The organism is Paenochrobactrum gallinarii, assembly GCF_014205685.1.
In the GTDB taxonomy this organism is placed as follows: domain Bacteria; phylum Pseudomonadota; class Alphaproteobacteria; order Rhizobiales; family Rhizobiaceae; genus Paenochrobactrum; species Paenochrobactrum gallinarii.
Genome location: NZ_JACIIU010000013.1, coordinates 1 through 26,540, shown reverse-complemented (window position 1 = coordinate 26,540; position 26,540 = coordinate 1). Strand labels below are relative to the sequence as shown.

Below are 26,540 nucleotides of genomic sequence, written 5' to 3'. Positions count from 1 at the left end.
TTTTCTCCCGCAAGTGCCGCACTCGCGGGAGATTTTTTTGAGAGGCAACACCGATGAAAATTTTGCGTGTCAGTGACCATAAGCAAATGCCGTGGAAAAACGGTGGTGGTGTGACAATAGAAATCGCCATTCATCCGGCAGATGCAACAGTTGATAATTTTGACTGGCGTATTTCCACAGCAACCGTTGCGCAAGATGGTGCTTTCTCGGTATTTCCTGACATCGACCGGACGCTGGCGGTGCTGGAGGGAAACGGTATTATATTGTCGGTGGATGGTGTTGAGACGACACTCTCGCAAGTGAGCGAGCCATATAGTTTTGCCGCTGACGCACATACAAGTGCGCGACTAAATGACGGCACAATCACTGACCTCAACATTATGACACGGCGTTGTGCCTATACGCATGAAGTAAAGCGCATTGTGCTGGATAATCAAACAGCACGTTTACATTTTGAAGAGCCAGTTTTTTTGTTTGTCGCCAGTGGAACTATAATAATTCAACACCTTGAAGGTGAAGAGATATTGTTTGCAAAAGATTGCGCGAGTTTTAGTGCTGCGCAAAAAGGCAGTATTGCAATTTCAGGTCAGGCGGTCGCTTATTTGATTAATTTCAAACGCAACTAACCGTTTTTAAGTGTGGCGACGGCCTGCTCACTGTTGCGGATATAGTCATAAGCGTCACTTTGTTTTTGGATCAGCAGGATGAAAAGCAGATCGGTTAAAATAAGCTGCGCATCGCGCGATGTGATCGACGATGAACGCACTTTTTCTTCATCCGCAACCGTATAAAGATTTATATCGGCATTGGATGCCAGTTTGTTTTCTTTCAAGCCGGTGACCGAAATGACCAGTGCGCCGCGCTCTTTCGCAGCTTCTGCAATCCGCAATGTTTCAATACTGGCGCCAGACTGCGAAAAAGCGACAAGTACATCCTCGCTGCTCAATGTCGAGGCATTGGCCATCTGAATATGGCTGTCGTCATTATGTAGCACATTGCGACCGAGCTTCATCATCTTGTAAGAAAAATCACGCGCGACAAGCGATGATGCACCAACACCTGCCAGATGAATGCGCCGCGCTGCATCAAGAGCAGATAATGCTTTGCCGATATCGTCTTCATTATTCACCGCGACGGTCTGCTGCATGGATTGCAGCTTACTGCCAATCAGTTTTTGTAAAATGGAGAGATAACCATCATCTTTTTCAATGGAGCCGTGAATAACACCGGCGGGCACACGCCATTCTTGCGCTTTCGCCTCAATAACTGCGCGTTTTAACTCTTGATATCCGGCAAAGCCTAGCTTCTGGCTGAATTTTACAACACTGGACTGGCTGCGTCCTGTTTCTTGCGCCAAAGCGGCAGAAGAAAGCTTGGCGACCTGTTCGGGGCGCTCGAGAATAAACTCACCGATCTGCTGGTCGGCAGGTGCCATGTCTGTTAACCTGACACTGATCATCTGTAATACCGACACTGTTGATCTCCCAAATCTATTCTATAATTGCCGCCATCCTATGTTTTTTTAATTGCTGTTCACAATAGGATGAGATGAAGAATATATTATTCCAAATCGATTGACACATGGTACTGCTGAATTAATATCCGATGCAAGTCCATCATAGCAGCCCATTATAGCAACAAGGCAGTTTGTTCCATGGATAAATTACGAATAGTCGGCGGAAAGCGCCTTCAGGGTGCGGTTAGTATTGCGGGTGCAAAAAACTCGGCGCTGCCACAAATTGCTGCCTCGCTGCTGAGCCCGTATCCGCTGGAGCTGACCAATCTGCCGGTTGTGACTGATGTGCATGCCATGTTGAATGTCGTGGAAGCGCAAGGTGCAGTGGTGAGCCGCTCGGCGCAAGGCACGACGATTGAAGCGCGTGCGCTGCTTGACGTTGATACAACTTATGAAACCGTGCGCAAGATGCGTGCGACTGTGCTAGTATTAGCGCCTCTTTTGGCGCGAAACGGACAGGCGCGGGTTTCGATGCCAGGCGGTTGTGCTATTGGTGCCAGACCAGTGGATTTGCATGTCAAAGCATTGCAGGCATTGGGCGCGCATGTGGAAATTGACCGCGGTGTTATTGCCGCATCTTTGAACAACGGCCTTCGCGGTGCACGTATTGTTTTAGGTGCGCCATCTGTGGGGGCGACGGCCACGGCAATGATGGCGGCCACATATGCCAAGGGCGAAACGGAAATTCTCAATGCAGCGCGTGAGCCGGAGCTGGCTGATCTTGCGGCATGTCTGACGGCAATGGGTGCCGAAATTGAAGGGGCTGGTACTCATCGCATTTTGATTAATGGTGAAACATCATGGCGTGCAGCCCGTCATCACAGTATCCCTGATCGCATTGAAGCAGGAACTTATGCGGTAGCGGCAGCGATTACCGGCGGACAGCTGGAATTGACCAATGCCCGGCTTGAACATCTGGCTTCTGCGGTGCAAATTTTGGAAATGATGGGCGTGAATGTCTGGCCAAGTGATCGGGGCATTGTCATCTCACGCGATGGTGCATTGCGGCCGGTTGATCTGACAACAGAGCCTTATCCGGGCTTTCCGACCGATTTGCAGGCGCAGATTATGGCGCTGGCAACTTGTGCCAACGGTGCGTCGCTTATACGTGAGACGGTGTTTGAAAGTCGCTTCATGCATGTGCCGGAACTTTGCCGGATGGGTGCGGATATTACGCTGAAAGGCACGTCAGCCTTGGTGCGTGGTGGCGGGGAACTATATGGCACAGAGGTGATGGCAACTGATTTGCGCGCATCTGTTTCGCTGATTTTGGCGGCTTTGGTGGCTGAGGGTGAAACGATTGTTAATCGCGTTTATCACCTTGATCGTGGCTATGAGCAGCTGGATCGCAAACTTCGCCAATGCGGCGCCGATATTGAACGGCTGAAAGGGTAAGTGCCATCATGTCACAAGTTTCAGCCTATTTTCTTGGTGTTGATGGTGGCGGAACCGGTTGCCGCGCGCGCATTGAAGATGCGGAAGGCCATGTTTTAGGGCAGGGTGTCTCTGGGCCGGCGACGACGCGCCTTGGCATTGAAGCGGCGTGGAACTCGGTGATGCGCGCCAGTGAGGCAGCGATTGAGGAGGCCGGTTTACATGACACTCAATATGGCCAAATCAATGTCGGTATTGCGCTTGCCGGTCTTGGTCGCAAGGGCGCATTGCAAGCCTTGCAGGCTATCCCGCATCAGTTTGCATCTATCGCCTTTGTCAATGATGGCAAAGGTGCCTGTCTTGGTGCGCATTCCGGCCGTGATGGTGCAATTGTAATTGCCGGTACCGGCTCGGTCGGGCTTGGTTTTGCTGATGGTGAAGACTTGCGCGTTGGCGGTTATGGCTTTCCTGTTTCAGATGAGGGGAGCGGCGCTTATCTGGGGTTAAAGGCTATTCAGCATGCACTGCGTGCGCATGATGGCCGCCTGGAAAAAACGGCTTTGTTATCGGAAGTGATGCAACGCTTTGGCAATGATCCGATGGAAGTGGTTGCATGGATGGATCAGGCCGCGGCCACCGAATATGCGACCCTTGCGCCGATGGTCATGCGCCATGCCGATCAGGGGGACGGGGCGGCACGTCGTATCGTGCAAGGGGCTGCCGGACATGTGGATACATTGGTGCGCGCTTTGTTTGAGCGTGGTGCGCCGCGTGTCTCGTTGCTTGGCGGGTTGGCTACGCCGCTTTTGGCGTGGCTTGCGCCTGATGTGCGCCGTCGTTTGAAGCCTGCGGATGGTGATGCAGTGTCGGGTGCAATTATTTTGGCCAGAAGCGGAGCGAAGGCTAAAAATCAGTAATTCCTGACATGCTGTGAATTGGAATAATAAATTCCAATAATTTATTGACATATGGAATATTTGAACTTAGATTTTGTCTGTAAGGTAGGCATCGGGTGAGGGCTGTGTTGCATTTGCGCTCTTGCTCTGATGGCTGGCCGGACAGGTGAATTCCAGATGCGATTTTTAAGGCGAGCTGCATGTTGAAGCGAGAATTATTGTCAGAGCTGGACGGATTGGTATCCGAGGGACGTAACCCGCGGACAATGGATATTGATCTGCTCGACAGCCTCGCTGTTGTTCGTAAAATCAACGATGATGATAAGATTGTGCCGCTGGCCGTGGAAAAAGTGCTGCCGGAAGTGGCGCAGGCTGTTGATGCCATCGTTGCTGCTTTTCAAAAAAATGCCCGTCTCATTTACATTGGTGCCGGAACGAGCGGCCGTTTAGGTGTTTTGGATGCCTCCGAATGTCCTCCCACATTCGGGGTGCCGGAAAGCATGGTCGTTGGATTGATTGCCGGTGGTGATGAGGCGCTGTTGCGCGCGATTGAAGGTGCGGAAGATGATGCTTCGCAAGGTGAAGCGGATTTGCGCAATATTCAGTTGAGTGCTGATGATGTGGTTGTCGGTATCGCAGTCAGCGGGCGCACGCCTTATGTGATTGGTGCGTTAAATTATGCCAAATCATTGGGCGCGGTAACGGTCGCTCTTTCGTGCAACCCGCAATCCACAATTGCAGCGCTTGCCGATATTGCGATTTCGCCGGTTGTGGGGCCGGAAGTTTTAACCGGTTCAACGCGTTTGAAATCCGGTTCCGCGCAGAAACTGGTGCTTAATATGCTGACAACTGCAAGCATGATCCGGATCGGGAAAAGCTATCAAAACCTGATGGTTGACGTGTCTGCGACCAATGAAAAACTGGTTGCCCGCGCGGTTCGTATTGTCATGCAGGCAAGCGATTGCGACGAGCGCACCGCTGAGGAGGCGCTTCGTCTGACAAACAATGATGTCAAGCTTGCGATTCTTGTTGTAATGAATGAAACAGGGGTTGAAGAAGCTCGCCGCGCACTGCATGAAGCGAACGGCTTTTTAAGACCGGCAATACATGTAAAATCAGTTTGAGACAAAGCACAGTTCCGCGATGGATAATAGGGATCGCTTAAGGGGAGCACGAATGAAAACATCATTTAAAATGAAACTGCTGGGCTGCGTTGCGGCTTTGGCAATGTATTCGCCGGTGATGGCCGGTGATGCAATGGCGCAGACATTGCGCATGGCCTGGTCGCAGGATGCTACCGGCCTTGATCCGCACAAGCAGACTGCATTCTCGTCGCAGCGTTTGCTGGAATTGGTTTATGAGCCGCTTGTTCGCTCTGATGCGCAGCTTTTGGCAGCGCCTGCCATTGCTGAAAGCTGGGAATTTTCCGATGAAGGCAAGGTTCTGACCTTCAAGCTCAACAAAGCTTCAAAATTCCAGAACGGTGCGAACGTTACCTCTGCGGACGTCAAGGCATCTTTCGAGCGTATTCTGGACGAAGCAACCGGTGCCGCAGCGCGTGCAAACTTCCAGTCGATTGAAACGATCGAAACGCCGGATGATGCAACGGTTATTTTCAAGCTGAAACAGGCTGATATTCCGCTGTTGACCGCGATGACTTCGATTAATGCTGCTATTTTGCCTGCCAGTGAAATCGCGGCCGGTAATATCGGCACCAAGGCCGTTGGTTCAGGGCCTTTCATTCTCGAAAGCTGGAACCCGAATTCGAAGGAAGTTTTGAAAACCAATCCTGATTGGGCTGGTGGTAAAGTTGAAATCGACGGCATTGATATCAGCGTTTTGCCGGATGAAACAGCAATTTTGGCAGCCCTGCGCGCCAAGCAAATTGATTTTGCCGTGCTGAATGATCCGATGGTTGCAACCATGGTTGATCGTGAAGCCAATGTGACGCTCGACCGCACGCCAAGTCTTGCTTATCACGTGCTGCAGATGAACCCATCGCGTGATGGTATGAAAGAACTGGCTGTGCGTCAGGCAATTTCATGCGCCATCGACCGCAAAGATGTTCTGGAAACTGCTTCACTTGGTGAAGGAGCTGTAACAGGCCCGTTGACATCGCCAGCTTTTGCCAATGATCCGTCAACCCTTTTCTGCTATGAGAAAGATCTGGAAAAAGCCAAGAAGCTGATGGCTGATGCCGGCTTTGAAAAAGGCTTCTCCGCAACCGTTATTGCAGCAACCGGTGAACCACCGACCGCAGCAGCAGAAGCACAGGTTATCCAGTCTCAGCTTGCTGAAATCGGCATCAAACTCGACATCCGCATGATGGAACTCAACGTTTATGTCGATACCTGGCTGAAGGGTGATTTTGACATGGCTGTTGCGCTGAACGGCGGCAGTGCTGATCCTTACACCATGTATAATCGTTATTGGACGAAAAACGGTAACCTGCAAAAGGTTGCTCAGTTCACAGACGATAAGCTGGACAGTTTGCTGCATGAAGGACGTGCAGAGACCGATCTGGAAAAGCGCAAAGAAATCTTCTCTGAATTCGAGAAGCATCTTGCCGAAGTTTCACCATGGGTCTGGCTCTATACATCATACAACTATGCTGCATTCCAGAAGAATGTGACCGGTTTTGAACCACGCCGCACCAATTCCATTTTTGGTGTGACCAAGATCAAACTGGCTAACTAAACCCAAAAAATGCCCGTCCGCATGCCATTAAAGCAAGCGGACGGGTTTGTTTCATCCACTGATAAGGTCTGCCACAATGAGTTACCTGACACGGCGGCTAGTGACATTTCCATTGGTCATGGTCGGAGTATCGATCCTCGTTTTCGTCTCCATCCGCATGGTGCCGGGGGATTCCATTACGGCGATGCTTGGGACAGAAGCAGGGCTTCTGACACCACAGCAGCGTCAGGCGCTGGCAGAATATTTTGGTATTGATCGGGGCTGGCTGGCGCAATATTGGCACTGGCTGACCGGTGTGCTGCAAGGCGATATGGGCTTGTCGGTTACTTATGGTAAGCCGGTTCTCGATGTTATTCTTGAGCGTTTTCCGCTGACACTGCAATTAGCTTTGATGTCGATGGTGGTGGCGTTGGCTGTGGGCTTGCCTGCAGGTGTTTATGCAGCCACGCGCAATGAGCGCCCGTCTGATCTGATTGTGCGCATTGTGGCGATGATTGGCCAGTCAACACCAAGTTTTGTGCTTGGTCTTTTGATTATTTATGTTCTTTCAGCTGGCTTTGGCATTTTGCCGACCATGGGCGAATATGTGCCGATCTGGGTTGATCCGTTGGCCAATCTGGGGCAGTTGATTTTTCCCTCCCTCACTCTTGGCTTTGCATTTGCTGCAGCCGTCACGCGCATATCCCGATCTGCCATGCTCGATGTTTTGGGCGATGATTATGTGCGCACAGCGCGCAGTAAAGGGGTGCCGGCACGTAAAGTGATATGGCGTCATGCGCTACCCAATGCTCTGATACCGGTGGTGACTTTGTGCGGTGTGGAATTTGGCTATCTTTTAGGCGGTGCCGTGCTGGTTGAGCAAATTTATGCCCTTCCGGGTCTTGGCCGTATGGTTCTGGAGGCTATTTTGCAGCGCGATTACGCGATGGTGCAAGGTGCAGTTTTGTTTATCGCTTTCAATTTCATGATTGTTAATTTGCTTGTTGATCTTGCCTATGTGGCGCTCGATCCGCGTATCCGGATGGAGGAACGCTGATGCAACTTCTTCGCTCAATCTTTTCCCATCCGAGCGGTCGCATCGGTGGTGTTATCATTGTCGTTTATCTGATCGTGGCCGTGATGGGCTATGTCGGCCTCACCCCTTATGATCCGTTGCTGCAAAATCGTCTTGCCCGTTTGCAGGCGCCAAGCAGTGCTTATTGGATGGGCACCGACCTTTTCGGACGTGATGTGATGAGCCGCCTGATGACCGGTATCACGCAATCTTTCGTGGTGGGTTTTGCCGCTGTCGCCATTGCTGCTTTCGCAGGCACTGTGTTGGGCTTGACCGCTGCATGGTTTGGCCGTTGGTGGGATGGCTCTGTGATGCGTTTGATGGATGTGCTGCTGGCGTTTCCGGCCATTTTGCTGGCACTTCTCATTATTACTGTGGTGGGGCCGGGTGTTGGCACCAGTATTGCAGCGATCGCGATTGTTTATACGCCGATTTTCACCCGTGTTGTTCGCGGGCCTGCATTGTCCTTGCGTTCGCGTGATTTTGTCGATGCGGCGCGCACTTTCGGTAGCAGCCGTTTTTATATCTTAACGCGCCATTTGCTGCTTAATCTGGTTGCTCCTTTGACTGTGCAGATCACGCTGGCACTTGCCTGGTCATTGCTGACCGAAGCAGGTTTGAGCTTCTTAGGCCTTGGAACGCAGCCACCTGCATCATCGCTTGGGCTGATGTTGGCAGATGCGCGCAACCTGATGGAAAGCGCTCCATGGCTGCTGATTTTCCCAGCCCTTGCCATTATGATCGGCATTCTTGGTTTCAACCTGCTCGGTGATGCGCTGCGCGATATTCTCGATCCTAAGTCGCGGAGGACTGCATCGTGACCGCTCTTCTTTCAGTTAAAGGCCTGCGTGTCGGTTTTGGCCGCGATCCAAAGGCTAATGAGATCGTTCGCGGCGTCAGTTTTGATCTGAATGCCGGTGAGACAATGGCTATTGTCGGCGAAAGTGGCTCAGGCAAATCCGTCACCTCGCTTTCGGTCAATCGATTGGTGGATTTTGGCGGTGGTAGTATCATTGGCGGTTCAATGCTGTTCCAGCGTGCTGATGGCTCGATCATTGATCTGGCAACAGCACAGGAAAAAGAACTGACGACAATCCGCGGTGCGGAAATTGGCATGATTTTTCAGGAGCCGATGACGTCGCTTAACCCTGTTTTGAGCATCGGCACGCAGATTGAGGAATCCTTCCGGCTGCATCGTGGCTTGACGGGTAAACAAGCCCATGCAGCGGCAAAGGATGCGCTGGATCGTGTGCGCATTCCGGATGCGGCGCGTCGTTTGAAATATAGCCCGAACCAGTTTTCCGGCGGTATGTTGCAGCGTGTGATGATTGCCATTGCGCTGGCTTGCAACCCGCGTTTGCTGATTGCGGATGAGCCGACAACGGCACTTGATGTGACCGTGCAGGCACAGATTATGGCTTTGCTCAGCGAATTAAAGCGGGAAACCAATATGGGAATGATTTTCATCACCCATGATATTGGGCTTGTGGCTGGTATTGCCGACAGGGTGATGGTTATGCAGTCCGGACAAGTGGTCGAGCAGGGCACGATTTCCGATGTGCTCGACCGCCCGCAACATGATTATACGCAGCATCTTTTGCAGGCTGTGCCGCATTTTGAAAATGGCGCAGCGGTGCGTCATGATTATCAGCGCCCGCTATCAGAAGATGCGGCAAAGCCAGCCCTTAAAGTGGAAGGCCTGACGGTTCGTTTCTCAGTCAAATCCGGCCTTTTTAGCCGCACAACCGGCAATGTACATGCGGTGGATGGTGTTGATTTTGATCTGATGCCGGGTGAAACGCTGGCGATCGTGGGTGAAAGTGGTTCCGGTAAATCCACCACTGCACGCGCCATATTGGGGCTTGTGAAAGCAACGCGCGGCGCATTTGAAACCAATGTGGTTAAATCAGCGCATGGGAATGCGGATGAGCCAGTGCAGATGGTGTTTCAAAACCCTTATGCGTCGCTTAACCCGCGTTTGCGTGTGGATGAGATCTTGGCAGAGCCGGTCATTGCCGCAGGCGGCAGCCGTACGGCTGAAGTGAGGGCAAAAATGATTGCGCTGTTGAAGCGCGTTGGTTTGCCTGAAGATAGTTTGCTGCGTTACCCGCATCAGTTTTCCGGTGGTCAGCGACAGCGCTTGTGCATTGCGCGCGCGCTCATGCTCAATCCATCCGTGCTGGTACTTGATGAGGCGGTTTCGGCGCTGGACGTTTCGGTACAGGCAAAAGTGCTGGAACTTCTGGTCGATCTGCAAAAAGAATATGGCCTTGCTTATCTGTTTGTGTCGCATGACATGGCTGTTGTCGAGCGGATCGCGCATCGCATTGCTGTTGTTTATGCGGGGCAGATCGTCGAAATCGGCGATGCAGCTTCGGTGCTTTCCAAGCCGCAACATTCTTATACCAAGCGCTTGATTTCTGCTGTACCGAGCGTTTCAAAACGCAATGAGCATTTCACGCTGGATTCCCGTCAGGTGCCGTCATTGGTACGCCCTTTAGGCTATGAGCCACCCGCGGCTGATTGGGTCAGTTACGGTGCCGACCATAAGGCACGGGCAGAGGCATAAGATGAGCAAAAATTTCGCCCAAGCTTTTAGCCTTGTTGAAGAAGCGGTTGCGTCAGGCCGGATCCCAGGTGCTGTGTTAGGTTTGGTTGAAACGGATGGCGCACGCAAAATTCAAGCCATCGGTCGTGCGCAAATTGTGCCGTCAGAACGAATAATGCGTGAAGATACGTGGTTTGATCTGGCATCATTGACCAAAGTGCTTTTCACCACGCCGCGTATTCTGGAACTGGCCGAACAAGGTGTTGTTGATCTTGACGCGCCTTTGATCAGCCATCTGCCGGATTTGCGCCAATATAATGCCAATGCATGGGAGCGGAAGGTCACATTCCGCCAATGTTTGGGGCATCAAACACCGTTTCCGGCGGTAGAGCCAATCTACACCTATGGTCGCGACGCGGATTTACTGCGCACATTCATTATGCAGCGCGAATGGAAAGCCGGTGCGCCGGTTTATTCCGATATCAATTTCATTCTGCTGGGCTTTGTGCTTGAGCGTCTGGCACACAAAACTATCCGTGAAATGGATGCAGGCAAAGGTTTTGCTTGGGAAACGGATGCCGATCAAACGGCTGCGACCGAAGATTGCACTTGGCGCCACCGTGTCCTTTGCGGCGAAGTGCATGATGATAATTGTAGCGCCTTACAAGGAGCAGGCCATGCGGGTCTTTTTGGCACAGCCGCATCGGTTCTTAATTTCGGCGAAGGCCTGTTGAATGGCAGTGGTGCCAGCAAACAGGTGATTGACTGGATGCGCACGCCTTTATCATCCAGCCGTACGCATGGTTTTGAACGCGCACATCAAGGCTGGGCGGGCGGCTCTGTCTGCTCGGCTGAAACAATCGGCCATACCGGTTTTACCGGCACTGGTTTATGGGTTGATTTTGAGAAAGGTCGGGCATGGACATTGCTCACCAATCGCATTCATCCTACCCGTCATTTTGACAGTCAAATCGTGTCGCTGCGCATAGCTGTTGGCGATCTTATCTCTCAAGCCTAGGAATTTAAGACATGAAACCTGTATGGGCCGTTGGTCTGATGACCGGAACTGTTCTTGATGGCAATGTGGATGTGGCACTTTTAAAAACCGATGGCGAGAGCGTCACTGAGTTTGGTGCATATGCGCTTAAACCCTATCCGCAGGAAATCCGTGATCTGTTGGAAGAAACCTTGGCGCAAGCGCTGAAATGGGGTTTTGACGGACCAGAACCGGAAATTTTCAAAACGGCTGAAGAAGCGCTGACCAGAGCACAATCTGCGGCTGTTCGTGAGCTGGTGACCGAAAGCGGTCTGACCATGGCTGATATCGGCGTTGTTGGTTTTCATGGCCAGACAGTGCTGCATCGTGCGCCAACCAAAGAGCGTTTGGGTGATACCCGCCAGCTTGGCGACGGCGCTTTGATGAGCGAGTTGCTGGGCACTAAAGTTGTTTATGATTTCCGTACCGCTGATATGCGTGCCGGTGGTCAGGGCGCACCGCTTTCAGCTGTTTATCATGCGGCATTGCTGAAAGGTGCTGATGCCAGCGGTGAAACAGCTGTGCTTAATCTGGGCGGGGTTGCCAATGTGACCTGGTGGGATGGTGCAGATGCCGTTGTGGCTTTTGATACCGGCCCTGCCAACGCGCCGTTGAATGATTTTATCAAGGCGCATACCGGTGCTGAAATGGATCGCGATGGTGCTCTGGGGCTTGCAGGCAAGGTCGATGAGGCACGTCTTGCCAAATTGCTGGAGCATAAATATCTGACCGCTCCATATCCAAAATCGCTGGATCGTTTTGACTTTGGCGCCAGCATGGCTGACGGGCTGGAGCTTGAAAACGGTGCCGCCACACTTACCGCTTTCACTGCAAGTGCTGTGGGCAAAGCGCTGGATCTGTTGCCGCACCGCCCAAAACGTCTGGCTGTGAGCGGCGGTGGCCGTCATAATCCGGCAATGATGAAAATGCTGGGCGAGCGCGCAGGTGTTGAAGCGGTACAAGCTGAAACATTTGGCTGGCGCGGCGATGCGGTTGAAGCAGAATGTTTCGCGTTTTTGGCTGTGCGCGCATTGCGTGGCCTGCCGATCAGCTATCCGGGCACAACCGGCGTGCCGGCACCAATGACCGGCGGCAGGATAGCTGGTTAATCAACGGATTAACTGGCGTTTGCAAGGCGTTTTTTAAGAAAGCTGCGGGTGCGCCCGATGGGAAAATCGGGCAGCTCACCAAAAACTTCATAGCCCTGACGTTCATAAGCAATTTTAGCGACAGGGCTAAAAGTATCGATCAGCGCACTATGGCATCCGCGTGCCAGCGCTTCATCTTCTGCGGCTTGCAACATTTTTCCGGCCACGCGTTGGCCGCGTAAGGAACTATCGACCCAAAGCCACTGAATATAGAGCCAGCCCCAAGCCGTATAACCTGAAATACCAGCCAGTATTTTGCCATTTTCATCACGTACGAAAACAGCAAGTGATGTGCGATCAGAAGCACCAACATCAGCATCGTTAAAAGCTGATAATTGTTGGCCGACAAAAGCGAGGTCATCGGCGGAAGGTGTGGCGGTAATTTCAAATTCTGTGGTCATTTCGGTTGTCCGATGAGAATAAAACGGAGCGTTATGCTCGATAATTTAAGTGAAAGCATAGGCGGTTTTTATCGCCTTCTGTCAATGCGGATTTAAGGCGTTGCCGCCATTAAAATGCTTATGACACAATACACTGACGGAGACAGTCTGATGAATGCTTATAGTTTAAAAGGCGCACGGGTTTTTGACGGCGAACGCTTGACTAATCATAAGGCTGTGATTGTTCGTGAAGGCCGCATTGAAGCGATTGTTGCTGAAAATGACATTGACGCAAACCTGCCGCAGATCAATCTGGATGGTGGTATTTTAGCGCCGGGCTTTATTGATGCGCAGGTTAATGGCGGTGGCGGTATCATGCTCAACGATGCGCCAACCGCTGAAAATATGCGTATTATGGCTGCGGCTCACCGCCCGTTTGGCACAACGAGCATGCTGCCGACACTGATCACCGATGTGCAGGAAAAATCTGAGCAAGCCATTGCGGCGGCTATTGCCGTGATGGATGAAAATGCAGGCGTTGTCGGTTTGCATTTGGAAGGCCCGCATATTGCACCTGCACGTAAGGGCGTGCATTTGCCTAAATTTATGCGCCCTGTCAGCGAAGACGATGTGGCCGCAATGGTTGAAGCTGCAAAACATATTGATGCCTTACTGGTTACAATGGCGGCAGAGCAGGTGAGCGCTGCTCAGGTGGAGAAATTATCGGCTAATGGTGTTATAGTTTGTCTTGGCCATACGGATGCAACAGCAGAAGCTGCGACAAGGCTGTTTGAAGCGGGCGCTCATGGTGTCACCCATTTGTTCAATGCGATGAGCCAGCTTGGCAGTCGCGCACCGGGGGTAGTTGGTGCGGCACTGGATCATCCGGCGGTTTGGGGCGGTATTATTGCAGATGGTCATCATATTGATCCGATGAGCCTGCGTGTGGCGATCCGTGCCAAGCACGCCAATATGGGTGAGGGAAAACTGTTTTTTGTCACCGATGCGATGAGCTTGGTTGGCTCTGACAAAAATAGCTTTGATCTGCATGGTCGCACGGTCAGCCGTAGTATAGGCGATGGCTTGCCGAAGCTTACCCTCGATGATGGCACCATTGCCGGTTCTGATCTCGATATGGCCGCAGCGGTTCGTTTTGGTGTTGAAATGCTTGATTTGAGCTTAGCTACATCGCTTGCAATGGCGACATCTTATCCGGCGCGTTTTTTACGTTTGGCAGATAGGGGTTTTATCCGTGCCGGATTGCGTGCGGATTTGGTGCATCTGGATGATGAACTTCAACTGCGCCGCACTTGGATTGCAGGTGTTTGAGAAAGTGCAGCTGTATAAATTTAAGATAGTCAGTCAGCGACGGGCAAATTGCATCGCCGTTGCTCTGACTGCTTAAAGAATTTCTAGTGTTGATGATCGCGTATCCAGTGCGAGATTAAATATGATAAAAAAATTCTAGTTTTTTCAGGTTTAGGGTAGTATCAGCTTAACCAGTTGATTCTTAACAATAGAAAGCCTTGCTATGAGTGAAACTATTGCTCTTGAAACAGTCACCAATTTGCCACGTTCCAAGCGCTTGAAGGCCGTAACTTCGGGCACTCATGACACACTGGACAAAGCCATCATGGCAGGAGAACCTTTCAGGGATCGTGAAAGATATGCACTCTTTCTCAAGGTGCAGCACCAGTTTCATCGTGATATTAACGCGCTTTATGACAATGCCAAATTAGATGCAGTGTTGCCTGATCTTCAAGGTCGCCGTCGTTTCAGCCTGATTGGTGATGACTTGTCTGATTTGGCGGTGTCTGCACCAGAAATAACGGATGCACCGGTTTTTGCCAGTAGTGATGATATTGACCTGCCAACGGCACTAGGTTGGCTTTATGTCGCTGAAGGATCCAATATGGGTGCAGCTTTCTTGTTGAAAGCAGCTCAAAAGATTGGTTTATCGGAAGCGTTTGGCGCTCGTCATCTGGCCGGTGCTCCTGAAGGTCGCGGCCTTCATTGGCGTACATTTACGCAGGCACTGGATGATATTAACTTAAGCGAAGACGAAGAAGATAAATTGGTTGCCGGTGCTGAGAGCGCTTTCAAGCGTGTTCATGCACTGGTTAAGCAGATGTTTGGCTAATCGCCGATAAGTTTTTCAATTTTGCGTTGGGGCGGTGTGTTTTATCACCGCCCTTTTTTTATTTTAGCGCATTATTCAACACCAGATTGTAGTGTGTCATATCTTTGTTATAAGAGTGTAGCGCAATAATATTACGTGCAGCTCACTTCTGTGGATAAATCTTGCGTTTTGAGGTGCTTTTTGATTGCGTAATCATATTTGAGCACTATAAGTGAGCCCTAATTTAGCGAGCAAAAGTGGACGGATTTTTTAAAATTTATGGCTCTGCCGTCCGAGCATCTTCTCCGGAGGACTGAAATATATGAACCATTCTCGCATGGCGCTTTGTCTTAACTGTAAAGGGGAAAGACAATGAATGCCTCGACCAATGCTGTTCAGCCGGACAATGCCCCAAAAACAGTAATTGAGCTTAAAAATGTCGCCATTTCATTCAATCTGGCCAATGGCGGACGCTATGATGCGGTAGCAGAAAGCAATCTTAAAGTTGCCGATAATGAATTTGTTGCCATTGTCGGGCCAACCGGTTGCGGTAAATCTACTTTACTGAATGCCGTAGCAGGTCTTTTGACGCCTGCAAGCGGCACCGTGGAAATCAGCGGCAAGCAATTAAGCGGCCTTAACCGTCAAGCCGGTTATCTTTTTCAGCAAGACGCATTAATGCCATGGAAAACCGTGCTGGAAAATGTTGCTATCGGACTGGAAATTGCCGGTACGCCTAAAAAAGAAGCCCGTGAACAAGCGCAGGAATGGCTTGCCCGTGTGGGGCTTGCCAATTTCGGCGACCGCTATCCGCATATGTTGTCGGGTGGGCAGCGCAAGCGTATTGGCTTGGCACAGGTGCTGATCCGTAATCCTAAATATTTGCTGATGGATGAACCTTTCGGGCCTTTGGATGCGCAAACGCGCGTTATCATGGGTGATCTGCTGCTTGATCTCTGGTCGCAGGATCGTAAAGCCGTGATGTTTGTCACCCATGATCTGGAAGAAGCGATCGCATTGGCTGATCGTGTTGTGATTATGTCTGCCGGCCCGCGTGCCCATATTCTGGCTGAATATCAAATTCCGCTGGAGCGCCCGCGTGAGATTTCTGAAATTCGCTTGAATGACCAGTTCCACGAAATTCATCGTGAAATCTGGGGTGCGCTGAAAGAAGAAGTGCTTAAAGGCTATCAGCAGACAAGCGGAGTGCGCAAATGAACAAGCCTCTCTTATTTTTAGCGCAGCTTAGTGTGGCTGTGTTCGTTATCCTTGTCTGGTATTTGTTTACCGAAACGCATTTGTTCGGCAATCCGGCCAATGCCAAGTTTTTCTTTGCGACACCAACACAAGTGGCCGTACGAATTTATAAATGGTTTGCGCAAGGTACAATTTGGTATCATCTCGGCATCACGCTGTTGGAAGCCATGCTTGCTTTCATCATTGGTTCAGTAGGCGGCGTGATGATCGGTTTTTGGTTTGCCCGCAAACCAATGCTGGCTGCTGTTTTTGACCCTTATGTGAAAGCTGCCAACTCGTTGCCGCGTGTGGTGCTGGCACCAATTTTCATGCTCTGGCTGGGTTTGGGGATTTGGTCAAAAGTGGCGCTCGGCGTTTCGCTGGTCTTCTTCATTGTGTTCTTTAACGTTTATCAGGGCGTTAAAGAGGTCAATCAGACCGTGTTGGCTAATGCTCGTATGCTGGGCATGAATGAGCGTCAGTTATTGCGCAATGTCTATTTGCCATCTGCATTGTCCTGGATGTTCTCAAGCTTGCACACGGCGGTTGGTTTTGCCGTTGTGGGGGCGGTTGTGGGTGAATATCTGGGCTCTTCCGCAGGGCTTGGCTATCTCATTCATCAGGCGGAAGGCGTGTTTGATGTCACCGGCGTTTTTGCCGGAATGATTGTGCTGACGGCCTTTGTTTTGCTTATCGATTGGGCAGTTTCGATTGTAGAAGCCCGCTTGCTCATCTGGCGACCTAAAACAGTCGGACCAAACGGCGCTTAAAACGATAATTCAAGGAATATAATCATGAATATAACACGTCGCGATTTAATGCTTGGTGCAGCCGCTTTCGGGCTGATGAATATCGCAGCTCAGTTGCCTGCCTTTGCGCAAAACCCTGATGCGAAACCTGAGAAAACCGATCTGATGCTGGGCGTAGGCGGTAAGCCTTTATTCTATTATCTGCCGCTTACCATTGCTGAACGTTTGGGCTTTTTTGAAGAGCAAGAGCTTAACGTCACAGTCAACGATTTCGGTGGTGGCGCAAAATCTTTGCAGGCGCTGATTGGTGGTTCGGTTGATGTGGTTACCGGTGCTTATGAGCATACATTGCGCATGCAGCATCGTGGTCAGGATATTAAAGCCATTTGTGAACTTGGCCGTTTTCCGGGCATTTGCATTGGTGTGCGCAGCGATCTGGCAGACGAGATCAAAACGATTGCCGATTTGAAAGGCCGTAATGTTGGTGTGACCGCCCCCGGTTCTTCCACCTCGCTGTTCTTGCAATATGCAATGATCAAAAACGGTTTGGCTGCGGATGATGCCTCGATTATTGGTGTTGGTGGTGGTGCAAGTGCTGTTGCGGCGATTAAAAAAGGTGACATTGCAGCATTGGTTCACCTTGATCCGGTGATCACCAAGCTTGAAGTTGACGGCGATATTAAAATTCTGCTCGATACGCGCACAGAAGAAGGCACCCGTGCTTTGTTTGACGGCACCAATCCGGCAGCCATTGTCTATATGCAGCAGAGCTTTATCACTGCCAATCCGGTGACCACGCAGCGCGTTGTCAATGCTTTTGTTAAAGCCTTGAACTGGATTCACAATGCAACGCCTGATGAAGTGGCGGATGCTGTGCCGGAAGAATATTTGTTTGGCGACCGCGAACTTTACAAGACAGGCTTTGTAAAATCCCGTGCGATGTATTCGGAAAAAGGCTTTGTAGCTGAGGATGGTTTCAAGAGCATGTATGATATGCTGAAAAAGCTTGATCCTGATCTGGCTGATAGTGATCTGAAATTCTCGCAGACTTTCGATCCGCGTTTTGTTGAATATGCCAATATTTAATTCAGTTAAGCGTTAAAAACAAAAAGCCCGGCTTGTAAAAACAAGTCGGGCTTTTTTTAATCAGTGCACTGCTCAGGTCTGAAATTCGACCGGAGCAGTGATATTTTTAAAATTTCATCGTCAATCCAGCGCGGAAAGTACGTCCGGGTGCCGGCATAAAGCTCTGTGCCAGTGGATCGAGATAATAGCGGTTGGTGATATTTTGTACTGATGCGTTGATCACAGCATCTTCACGCAGCTTATAAGTTACAAATGCGTCAAACAATGTAACCGGCTTATAAAGAATTTGTGGTGTTGTTGCACCGATCTGCCAAGGCTTGTCGTTTTTCTCAACTGGCCCTGATGTGTAGGTCATACGACCGCCGACCGTCAAAGTTTCGTCGAAGAAACGGCTGCCCAGTGTCAGATTGACCGAATATTTAGGCGGGTTCTGGGTATTGGTAAATGAACCCATATAGCTGCCTGGTGTACAATCAGGTGTATTTTCGGTTTTCTGGTATTGATTTGCAGTTTCGCGCAGGCGTGCAGCAAAATTAGCGTCACAGGTTTCAGTTTTGAAGTAGTAAGTCGCGGAGAGATCGGCAAAAATCCGGCCGCTATCATAGCTTGACTGAAACTCGAGACCATTGGTCTTGTAGCTGTCTGCATTGCTGAATGTCATGCCGCCATTTGATTCAGGGTCATAATAGCGTACGATATAGTTTTTAATATTATTGTCGAAATAAGCCAGTTTAAACGATGCTGTATCACCAGTGATGAAAAGATTATCCTGTGTGGTGCTGGCACCGATTTCAATGGCGCGGGAACGCTCAGGGCGCAAGCCCTTGGTTGGGTCAACCTGCAATGTACCCAGTGTTGTTTCAAACAAGGATGGCAGACGGTAGCCTTGTGTATAGCTGGCATAAACCAGTGTCTGTGGCATGATTTCGTAATTGAAACCAAAGGCAGGTGTAAAGCTGCTGCTCTTGTCGGAGAGCTTCTGCCCGCGTGTAAAGCCGGTCACAATGTCTGAATAGCCCGCATTGCTGACGCCCATATAGGTCGGGGTGCCATATTCATCAAATGGGGTGCCCTCAAACGGGTTGTTCGTGTTTGATGCGGCAATGCCATTGTTCAGACGCGGATCTGTCGCATCGGTAAACTGGCCATTTTCGTCAGGGCGCCAGAACATACTGTCCCATGTGCCCGGCCCACGGGAGAGTGAAATCCATTTACCATAAAGCTTTTCACGGATTTCAATACTTGGCGTATTGCGGTCATGGGAGCTGAAACGCCCATAGCGGCCACCCGCCCAGAATTGTAAATTCTCTTGCGGCTCATATTCAATTTTACCGGTGAGGTTGATTTCGGAGCGGCGACCATCGCGCAGGTGACGGTTCATGTTGATGTCATGCTCGGTGATCAGGACATCCTTTTGTGGGCGGATATCTTCATATTGGAAGGAGCCCCCGAAATCGAAGGCCAATCCACCAACAGAAGTTTTGATTTCTGAACGGTTGGAAACATCACCGCCTACGCGTATGTCGTCCATACGCACCCATGTCCGGTCATAACTATTATAAACCTGTTGTGACTTTGGCCCGTTGGTGCCGTTGATCTGGTCGGTTCTGGCATTGGTTGCCCAGAAATTGGCTTTGAAATCCAAAAGGTCATTATCGGCAGGAGTATAATGGTAGCGCGCTGTTGCGGAGTTGATAACCACGCTGCCGGTTGGATATTGATAGAGGCTTGCGGTGCCAAAACGATAAACATCCGACGGCATTACTTCGCCAAAACGACCATCATAATAACGGTAGGTCAGTTCTAAAGCCTGTTCGTCGGTCGGTTTAATCATTGCTTTCAACAGAACAGAATCTGTCTCCGCTGATGAGTTTAAAACTTCTTCGCCAGCCATATAGGATTTGGCGACGGAGTTTTGCTCATAGCCATATTTATCAAAGCGCCGATACTGCTCACGTCCATGTTTACCGGCAAAATAGTTGCCCTGCTTGCGCTTGGCATAGGCGGCAACGACATCAAAATATTCGCTGCTATAGGCTGCGGCAATGCTGCCGGATTTTGCGGCTGAGTTAAAGATATTCGGGCGGTCATTGCGTATATCGACTTCAAAATCAGCACTGTTTTTCATGTAATCAGGACGATGTGCCTGTTTGATGCCATTATCCCAGATTTCACCTTTGAGACGGATGCCGAAATTTTTGCCGTCTTTGAGAATATCCTGAACGCCAATGGTGGTCATATTGACCGCGCCGCCAATGGCACCGGCTCCAGCCGCGGTTAAATCAGGGCCTTTGTTAATGGCAATATCGCTGATGAGATCAGGGTCGATGTAGCTGCGCTGCTGTGTGCCGCCATAGCCGCGATAAACATTGAGCGATTGCTGGGAGCCATCGACAGTCACAGCCACTCGGCCTTGGCCTTGAATGCCGCGAATATTAACGTCAAGGCCACCACCATTGCGACTGTCGCCAACCTGCACACCAGCCACACCTTTAAGCATGTCGGATGGTGAAAGATTGCCGTAGCGCTCCATCTGCTCGGCTGACAAATGCACGGTGGAGCGTGGTGCGGAATAAACGGCCATAGCACCAGAAGGTTTGCTCACTGTAATGGTGTTCAGCAACACAGAGCCATCGGTCGTATTGATGCCACCTGCATTATTGCCAGCGTCTTCTGCAGCATAAAGGCTGATCGTTTTGCTATCGACAAAACGATATTGAAGATTGCTATTCCCCAGAACTCGTTTCAGTGCCGCTTCGGGAGATTGACGTCCGAGAACAGAGGCGGATTGCCCGGAGATCGCGCTGCCGTTCTGGCGCACAACCTGAATGCCTGTTATCGCGGTAAAATCAGCCAGTGCGGTAAGCAATGGTTTAGCCGGAATGTTGAAATTATAGCTACTCTGATTTTGCGTCGTTTGAGGTGCTTGAGCAAGTGCTGCCACGGGGCACGCGGAGACAAGCGCAATAAGCGAAACACCGCTGGCGGTGAACGCAGTTCTGATCGTTTTCATTCTTGACGTTTCCTGTTCAAATTCAAGGACGTCTGGTCCCATATTCAAACAACGATCAGGCCGGTGAAAACCCGTAAAAATAATCTTAACGATAGATAATTGTCATTAAACCCGGCACACGCACGACGGTTAATTTCAGAGTTGTGCGCAACGCATCAAACACGGCATCTGGATTTTTAGTTTGAAAAACGCCGGAAACAGGCAGGTTTTCCAATGATGTATCATGCAAAACAATGCGTCCGCTGGAATATTTGCTTAATTCTTCAAGCACTGTTTTCAGCGGTGTCTGGTTCATCATGATGAGACCGCGCTTCCACGCAAGGCTAATTTCTGTGTCATCGCCGTCAATATATGCAATCTGGTTTTGCGCGACAGATGCACTTTCCCCAGCCTGCAAATTGATACTGTCATCAAAGGTGCTGGCATCAAAGTTGCTGGCATGAACGGTGACAAATCCGCGTTCGACGGTTACTTTGGTCAAATCCGGTTCCAGTTCCACTGCAAAAGCAGTGCCTAAAACCTGTATTCGGGCATTACCACCCGTGACCTTGAAGGGGCGGTTTTCAATGCGGGTGACATCAAACCATGCGCGCCCACGGATTAATTCAATGTGGCGCTCGTCAGGGCTGAATTTTTCATTGATCGCGCTATCGCCGTCCAAATAAACATGGGAGCCGTCACTAAGGGTAAATTCGCTGTAGCTGCCGGGCGCGGCCGCATAATCGGCAAACCCGCGCTGAAGCAGGCCGGCATCACGCCATAACGCACCGGCAGTGGTGAGCATAACAAGGATTGCGGCAAGGCTTGCCCATTTGAAGGCGGGCATAAATGTAAAAAATGATTGTTGTTTCCGGCGATGCCAGCCGCTACGTGCTGCTTCACGGGCAGGGGCGTGAAGATCCTGCCATAGCTGTTCTGTCTGTTGGTAAGCTTGAAAATGGAGCGGGCTTTCATCCAGCCATTGCTGAAAAGATTTTTGCAAAACGGTACTGACCGGCTGATTACTCATCCGCACAAACCACTTTGCAGCGTCCTCTATCGCTGCATTGTTGCGTTTTTCAGAGCTGTTAATGTTCAGCATAAGGCAGAGCGTTTTCCTCAAATACGCGAGATATTGTTCATGCAGCAAGTTACAGAAACTATCATTTCCGCCCCCTCATTTGCTGCCATTTATGACAAGAAGCAATGGCTGCCGCCATTTCTTTTTCAACGGTGCTCAGCGAGACATCCAAATGCAGTGCAATCTGCTGATAGGTCATGCCGTCGACTCTGGCCAGCAGAAAAATCTGTGCCCGCCGTTTAGGTAAGGTATTGATAGCATTCAAGAGTGCTGAAAGATCGCAACGTGCACAGACAATGCGCTCGGGCTGGATGGAGTCTGTTGCATCGCTCTGATGAGCATCATGAAGCGACAGGCCGGTGCGGATTTTACGGGAGCGAATATGATCGAGCGCCAATGTGGTGACTGTTCGCACAATCAGGCCGCTATCATTGTCTGTTAACGGGCGTTTGGAGAGTTTGACATATGTATCGTGCAGAATGTCATCAGCATCATCTGCATTGCCCAAAATGCTGGCTGCAAGCCTTTTCAGACGTAATCGTTCCCTGACATAAATCCGTTCAAAAACAGCACTCATGGAGGGCATCAATATCCTGCAAACCTGTACGGCACCGCCGCCATTTATATAACTAGAGTTATTTACTCATATTAAATTTGAATGGCAAGCAAAAGCTATAAAAATATAAAGCGGCTGTGCATAAACTTTGTTTTTCAGAGTGATAGTATGGTGAATAATTATAACTTGATTATTTCAATCATATTAATTAAGTGGTGAAATGTGAGACACGTTTTTCAGCCTTAAAGGCTTGTTCGTATCGAGGCAAATTGTGCGCTTATTTTATCGTGGATCAGATAAAAACACACTTGCTCAGCTTTTGTTGTGCGAGGTTTTTATAAGGTGAGTTGGGACATTAAAATGTTGTTCCGCCGTCATGCTCTCGATATTGCCCGATCTTTAAAGCGCAATGGTCTGAGCGAAGACGCAGCTGCCGACATTACTCAGGATACATTTGTCAGAGTATTGGCAAAGCCCCCCGCTGCAACGACAGGCACACATAATCCTAAGGCATATCTCTATAAAATTTCGCGCAATCTTCGTATTAATCAACAAAAGCGTGAGCGGCTGATCGAAACAGTCGATATTGAAAGTGATGCCGCTCAAAATCTGGCTGATCCTGCTCCTTCACCTGAAGCCGTTGTTTATTCAAGACAATGCCTGGCGCAAACGCATCAAGCGCTAGCTGAGTTACCGGAACGGACAAGACGTGCCTTTGAAATGCATCGTTTGGGAGAGCGCACGCTTAATGAAGTGGCGCAGGAACTGGAAATTTCCACCACCAGAGCATGGATGTTAATACGTGATGCCTATAAACACCTGCTCGCTCGGGTGGGGGAGTTTTGATAATAATTGTGAAAATTTCAGCCGCTGGATTGTATTATAATCAGACAGATATTTATTGTTGTTACAAGTAATCAGGAAAATGGAAGTGAGCGCGGGTAAACCAGATCAGAATATTCTGCTTGATGAGGCGATTGATCTGGTCATTCGGTTGCAGAATGATCCTGATAATTCTGTGATCATAGAGATGATCCATGTCTGGCGTGCGCGCAGTGCCATGCATGAAAAAATATGGCTGCGTGTTGAAAAAATTCATGGTGCTTCAGGAAAAATTTTAAATTTCCAGCGACGGGTCGAACGTCGCGAAGGCTTGACGCGCCGGCATTTTCTATTAGGTGCCTTTATCGCAGCGGGTGGCGGAGCCGCGCTTTATTCATTTGTGCCGGAATTATTGCTTAACCAGCGGGCGGATTATCGCACTGTGAAAGGCGAAATCCGTAAAATTGAACTGGAAGACCGCAGTCTGGTAACGCTTGGCCCAGACAGTGCCATTGCGGTTGATTATGATGATAAGCAACGCGCTATTCAACTTCTTGCGGGCATGGCTTATTTTGAAGTTGCTAAGGACAGGAACAGGCCATTTACGGTGTATTCAGCCTCTGCACAAGTGACGGCGCTCGGCACGGCTTTTGAAGTGTCGCATGATGCTGGTTTTATGACGGTTGGTGTCGATCACGGCGTAGTGGAAATGCAAAGCAGCATCAGAAATGCCAATATCAGGGAAATATTGCATCAAGGGCAGTGGCTGGTATTTGAACCTTCACAGCCATCAATAGAGCGCAGCGATCGCGTGAGTGGTCAAGTCGCCAGCTGGCGCGATCATTCACTTGTCGCGGAAAAAGAAACTTTGTCTTCTTTGGTGGCGCGCATTGGCCGCTGGCATCAGGGGCGTATTGTTGTTGTTGATCCTTATATTGGTGAAAAGCGTATCAGTGGCATTTTTGACCTGCAAAATCCGCATGGTGCTTTGGAAGCAGTGGTCAAGCCGGCAGGTGGAAAAGTCTATCAGCTGACGTCTGCTTTGACGATTATTTCGCCAATTTGAAAAAAACTTGAGTATTTTAGTGAAAATATCTGTTCCCCGATTGTAATAGTATCAGGAGCTGCATTTACCCTATGCAGGCACAGCCGCTCCTCAGATATGTTTTCGATTGATGGAGCAGTTTAGCCATGCGGCTTAAAGTAGTAAAGAATAGGGTTCTCACGGACAATTTCAGCAAAGCATTAGTTACATCATTGATGATGACAACGGCGATGAGTTTTTATTCTATTGGTGTTAGACCAGCAGTGGCACAGGAAGATGCGCAAAAGAATTTTGCCATTCCAGCAGGTCCGCTTAATCAGGCTTTGACGAGTTTTGGCCGTCAGGCAGGCCTTCAGGTCAGCTATTTAGCTTCTGTGGCATCGGGTAAAACAAGCCCGGGAGTTTCTGGCAGACTGTCAAATCAGGCTGCACTTGCACGGCTTTTACAAGGCTCAGGCCTTGAATATTCCTTTATCAATGCCACGACCGTATCTATTAGTCACGCAAGCAATGGGAGTAGTACAACTCAAAGCGCTGACGGTTCGATTTTGCTGGATACAATTACCGTTACCAATAATTTAAACGCAGCGATGGATGCGACTTATTCCAGTGCTGGCTCGTCCACCTATTTGTCGCAAAAAAAGATCGAACAATTCCGCGGCATGTCGACGGGTGACTTTCTTAAAGGTCAGGCGGGTGTGATGACAGGCGACAACCGCAATAGTGGTGCGGTTGATATCAATATTCGCGGTATGCAGGGTTTTGGCCGTGTGCCGGTCGTTGTTGATGGTGCGCAGCAGCAAAATACGGTTTATCGCGGTTATTCCGGAGTTGCCTCGCGCAACTATATCGACCCTGATATGATCGGCGGGGTAGAAATTGTTAAAGGGCCGTCGTCTGGTGTTTATGGTGTAGGAGCAACAGGTGGTGTCGCGGTAATGCGAACACTCAATGCCGATGACATTCTGAAAGAAGGGCAAAATTACGGTTTCAGAGTGCGTGGTAGTATGATTGGTAATACATCAACGCCACCTCCTGAAGGTACAAAAGGCGGATTGCCTGATATAGATAAAAGTTTTCTGCAGGAATGCTGGAATGGCTGTGCCCCGACACCAATTCCGGATGAGCTATTAAATACCAATATTTCTTCATTGGGACCGTCAACCGGACTTAACCGCCCAGCTCTACTTAAACCGACTTCTGGTTCTGGCAGTGTAGCTTTTGCAAGCCGCTGGGAGAATTTGGAGCTTTTGGCTGCTTATTCGCGTCGTAAGATTGGCAATTACCATGCCGGAAAGCACGGCAACGTTCCGGACAAACTGAAGATAACAGACCGCCTTATGGAAATGCCAAATACCGATATTTGGTTTAAGTATAAGGATGTGTCTCTCGGTGGCTTGAACCGTTATCGCGCTGGAGAAGAGGTTCTGAATACATCGCAGGATAATACGTCTTATTTGTTTAAAGGAAAATTGGAGTTAGATGACGGACATACATTTGATGTCGGTTATATGAAATATAAAAGTATTTTTGGCGAATTAATGCCATCGATAATTATACGCTTTGATGGTGCCCAGCAGGCCCCCTTAAGCGAAGTTGAGGTTGATAGTTATACGACGCGTTATAATTGGAACCCAGATAATGATTTGATCAATTTGACTGCTAATTTGTGGCATACAAAAACTGAAACCCAGATTCGTACTCCCTATAATTTTGGTATGTTTGACAGAACAGGCTATTGGGATGTTGCTAAAAGGACTGGTGGTGATGTTTCCAATGAAAGCAAGTTTAGCAGCAGATGGGGGGATGTCACACTTAATTATGGTGGTTCATACACTTATGAAACACTCGCGCCGCCTAGTGATATTGAAAAATTGGCTGGCACGGTCACTAATAATGAAATAGCGCGTGATGGCTGGCGCAAGGAAGGTAGCGCTTTTGTTTCAGGTGAATGGAAAGTAAATGACTGGTTGAAACTGGATGGTGCCCTTCGATACAGTAAAACCCACTCTTACGATCGTAATGCAAGACAAGTGCCAGCTCCTGGGGAAAGTACAGATACCGCACCGTGGTATAACAATGAAGAGCGTAGCTCTGGTTTTGCGCCAATTATGTAAGAGCCCCCGAATTCTCCGGACATTTTCTCACCCTTAATTAAGGGTTAGGAGTAATGTTAGGCATATGACTAGTCATAATTCGCATATT

General features: G+C 49.7%; 23 protein-coding genes. 18 read left to right on the top strand and 5 right to left on the bottom strand.

The features are described 5' to 3' along the window. Positions 1–53 precede the first annotated feature (53 nt). A complete protein-coding gene (locus FHS77_RS11880; RefSeq protein ID WP_184223639.1) occupies positions 54–626 on the top strand; it encodes a HutD/Ves family protein in 573 nt (190 codons plus the stop codon). Here the strand turns inward: FHS77_RS11880 and FHS77_RS11875 are convergent. Then, a complete protein-coding gene (locus FHS77_RS11875; protein WP_184223637.1) occupies positions 623–1,474 on the bottom strand; it encodes an SIS domain-containing protein in 852 nt (283 codons plus the stop codon). The two genes, FHS77_RS11880 and FHS77_RS11875, sit on opposite strands and share 4 nt — an antisense overlap. 180 nt (positions 1,475–1,654) lie before the next feature. Here FHS77_RS11875 and murA point away from each other — a divergent pair, with 180 nt between their 5' ends. The 9 genes from murA to FHS77_RS11830 all read left to right on the top strand — a co-directional run bounded on the left by murA (position 1,655) and on the right by FHS77_RS11830 (position 12,230). Next, on the top strand, positions 1,655–2,911 hold the full coding sequence (gene murA / locus FHS77_RS11870) for a UDP-N-acetylglucosamine 1-carboxyvinyltransferase (RefSeq protein WP_184223635.1): 1,257 nt from the start codon (positions 1,655–1,657) through the stop codon (positions 2,909–2,911). 8 nt (positions 2,912–2,919) lie between these two features. Further along, positions 2,920–3,807: a glucosamine kinase nucleotide-binding domain-containing protein gene (locus FHS77_RS11865; protein ID WP_184223633.1), complete on the top strand. Its 888-nt coding sequence runs from the start codon at positions 2,920–2,922 to the stop codon at positions 3,805–3,807. 179 nt (positions 3,808–3,986) lie between these two features. Further along, the gene (gene murQ, locus FHS77_RS11860; protein ID WP_184223631.1) at positions 3,987–4,910 is read left to right on the top strand and encodes an N-acetylmuramic acid 6-phosphate etherase; all 924 of its coding nucleotides are present in this window, start codon (positions 3,987–3,989) and stop codon (positions 4,908–4,910) included. A 70-nt stretch (positions 4,911–4,980) separates the two neighbouring features. Beyond that, on the top strand, positions 4,981–6,483 hold the full coding sequence (locus FHS77_RS11855; protein WP_374786260.1) for an ABC transporter substrate-binding protein: 1,503 nt from the start codon (positions 4,981–4,983) through the stop codon (positions 6,481–6,483). A gap of 76 nt (positions 6,484–6,559) precedes the next feature. Beyond that, positions 6,560–7,519: an ABC transporter permease gene (locus tag FHS77_RS11850; RefSeq protein WP_184223627.1), complete on the top strand. Its 960-nt coding sequence runs from the start codon at positions 6,560–6,562 to the stop codon at positions 7,517–7,519. Then, on the top strand, positions 7,519–8,358 hold the full coding sequence (locus tag FHS77_RS11845; RefSeq protein WP_184223625.1) for an ABC transporter permease: 840 nt from the start codon (positions 7,519–7,521) through the stop codon (positions 8,356–8,358). Before FHS77_RS11850 ends, FHS77_RS11845 begins: the two co-directional genes overlap by 1 nt. Further along, the gene (locus FHS77_RS11840; protein WP_184223623.1) at positions 8,355–10,106 is read left to right on the top strand and encodes a dipeptide ABC transporter ATP-binding protein; all 1,752 of its coding nucleotides are present in this window, start codon (positions 8,355–8,357) and stop codon (positions 10,104–10,106) included. Before FHS77_RS11845 ends, FHS77_RS11840 begins: the two co-directional genes overlap by 4 nt. A gap of 1 nt (position 10,107) precedes the next feature. After that, a complete protein-coding gene (locus FHS77_RS11835) occupies positions 10,108–11,103 on the top strand; it encodes a serine hydrolase domain-containing protein (RefSeq protein WP_184223621.1) in 996 nt (331 codons plus the stop codon). Positions 11,104–11,114: 11 nt separating this feature from the next. Further along, positions 11,115–12,230 (top strand): anhydro-N-acetylmuramic acid kinase, encoded by a 1,116-nt coding sequence (locus FHS77_RS11830; protein WP_184223619.1) that lies wholly within the window; start codon positions 11,115–11,117, stop codon positions 12,228–12,230. An 8-nt stretch (positions 12,231–12,238) separates the two neighbouring features. Here FHS77_RS11830 and FHS77_RS11825 read toward each other — a convergent pair whose 3' ends face one another. Continuing rightward, positions 12,239–12,670, bottom strand: a complete 432-nt coding sequence (locus tag FHS77_RS11825; protein WP_184223617.1) for a GNAT family N-acetyltransferase — start codon at positions 12,668–12,670, stop codon at positions 12,239–12,241. A gap of 150 nt (positions 12,671–12,820) precedes the next feature. Here FHS77_RS11825 and nagA point away from each other — a divergent pair, with 150 nt between their 5' ends. The 5 genes from nagA to FHS77_RS11800 all read left to right on the top strand — a co-directional run bounded on the left by nagA (position 12,821) and on the right by FHS77_RS11800 (position 17,839). After that, on the top strand, positions 12,821–13,978 hold the full coding sequence (gene nagA / locus FHS77_RS11820; protein ID WP_184223615.1) for an N-acetylglucosamine-6-phosphate deacetylase: 1,158 nt from the start codon (positions 12,821–12,823) through the stop codon (positions 13,976–13,978). A gap of 202 nt (positions 13,979–14,180) precedes the next feature. Beyond that, on the top strand, positions 14,181–14,789 hold the full coding sequence (locus FHS77_RS11815; RefSeq protein WP_184223613.1) for a biliverdin-producing heme oxygenase: 609 nt from the start codon (positions 14,181–14,183) through the stop codon (positions 14,787–14,789). A 351-nt stretch (positions 14,790–15,140) separates the two neighbouring features. Then, positions 15,141–15,986 (top strand): ABC transporter ATP-binding protein, encoded by an 846-nt coding sequence (locus FHS77_RS11810; protein WP_184223611.1) that lies wholly within the window; start codon positions 15,141–15,143, stop codon positions 15,984–15,986. Then, positions 15,983–16,774: an ABC transporter permease gene (locus FHS77_RS11805; protein WP_184223609.1), complete on the top strand. Its 792-nt coding sequence runs from the start codon at positions 15,983–15,985 to the stop codon at positions 16,772–16,774. Before FHS77_RS11810 ends, FHS77_RS11805 begins: the two co-directional genes overlap by 4 nt. A gap of 24 nt (positions 16,775–16,798) precedes the next feature. Then, complete coding sequence (locus tag FHS77_RS11800) at positions 16,799–17,839, top strand: ABC transporter substrate-binding protein (protein ID WP_184223607.1); 1,041 nt, start codon at positions 16,799–16,801, stop codon at positions 17,837–17,839. 106 nt (positions 17,840–17,945) lie between these two features. Here the strand turns inward: FHS77_RS11800 and FHS77_RS11795 are convergent, their stop codons facing one another. From FHS77_RS11795 to FHS77_RS11785, 3 genes are all read right to left on the bottom strand, one after another. After that, the gene (locus FHS77_RS11795) at positions 17,946–20,852 is read right to left on the bottom strand and encodes a TonB-dependent receptor (protein WP_184223605.1); all 2,907 of its coding nucleotides are present in this window, start codon (positions 20,850–20,852) and stop codon (positions 17,946–17,948) included. Positions 20,853–20,937: 85 nt separating this feature from the next. Further along, positions 20,938–21,933, bottom strand: coding sequence for a FecR family protein (locus tag FHS77_RS11790; protein ID WP_184223603.1), 996 nt, complete (start codon positions 21,931–21,933; stop codon positions 20,938–20,940). Positions 21,934–21,994: 61 nt separating this feature from the next. Continuing rightward, complete coding sequence (locus FHS77_RS11785) at positions 21,995–22,489, bottom strand: RNA polymerase sigma factor (protein WP_184223601.1); 495 nt, start codon at positions 22,487–22,489, stop codon at positions 21,995–21,997. A 321-nt stretch (positions 22,490–22,810) separates the two neighbouring features. On the opposite strand from FHS77_RS11785, the gene FHS77_RS11780 reads away from it, so the two are divergent. The 3 genes from FHS77_RS11780 to FHS77_RS11770 all read left to right on the top strand — a co-directional run bounded on the left by FHS77_RS11780 (position 22,811) and on the right by FHS77_RS11770 (position 26,452). Next, the gene (locus FHS77_RS11780) at positions 22,811–23,314 is read left to right on the top strand and encodes a sigma-70 family RNA polymerase sigma factor (protein WP_184223599.1); all 504 of its coding nucleotides are present in this window, start codon (positions 22,811–22,813) and stop codon (positions 23,312–23,314) included. An 85-nt stretch (positions 23,315–23,399) separates the two neighbouring features. Then, on the top strand, positions 23,400–24,356 hold the full coding sequence (locus FHS77_RS11775; RefSeq protein WP_184223597.1) for a FecR domain-containing protein: 957 nt from the start codon (positions 23,400–23,402) through the stop codon (positions 24,354–24,356). A gap of 125 nt (positions 24,357–24,481) precedes the next feature. After that, positions 24,482–26,452 (top strand): TonB-dependent receptor, encoded by a 1,971-nt coding sequence (locus FHS77_RS11770; RefSeq protein WP_184223595.1) that lies wholly within the window; start codon positions 24,482–24,484, stop codon positions 26,450–26,452. Positions 26,453–26,540 lie beyond the last annotated feature (88 nt).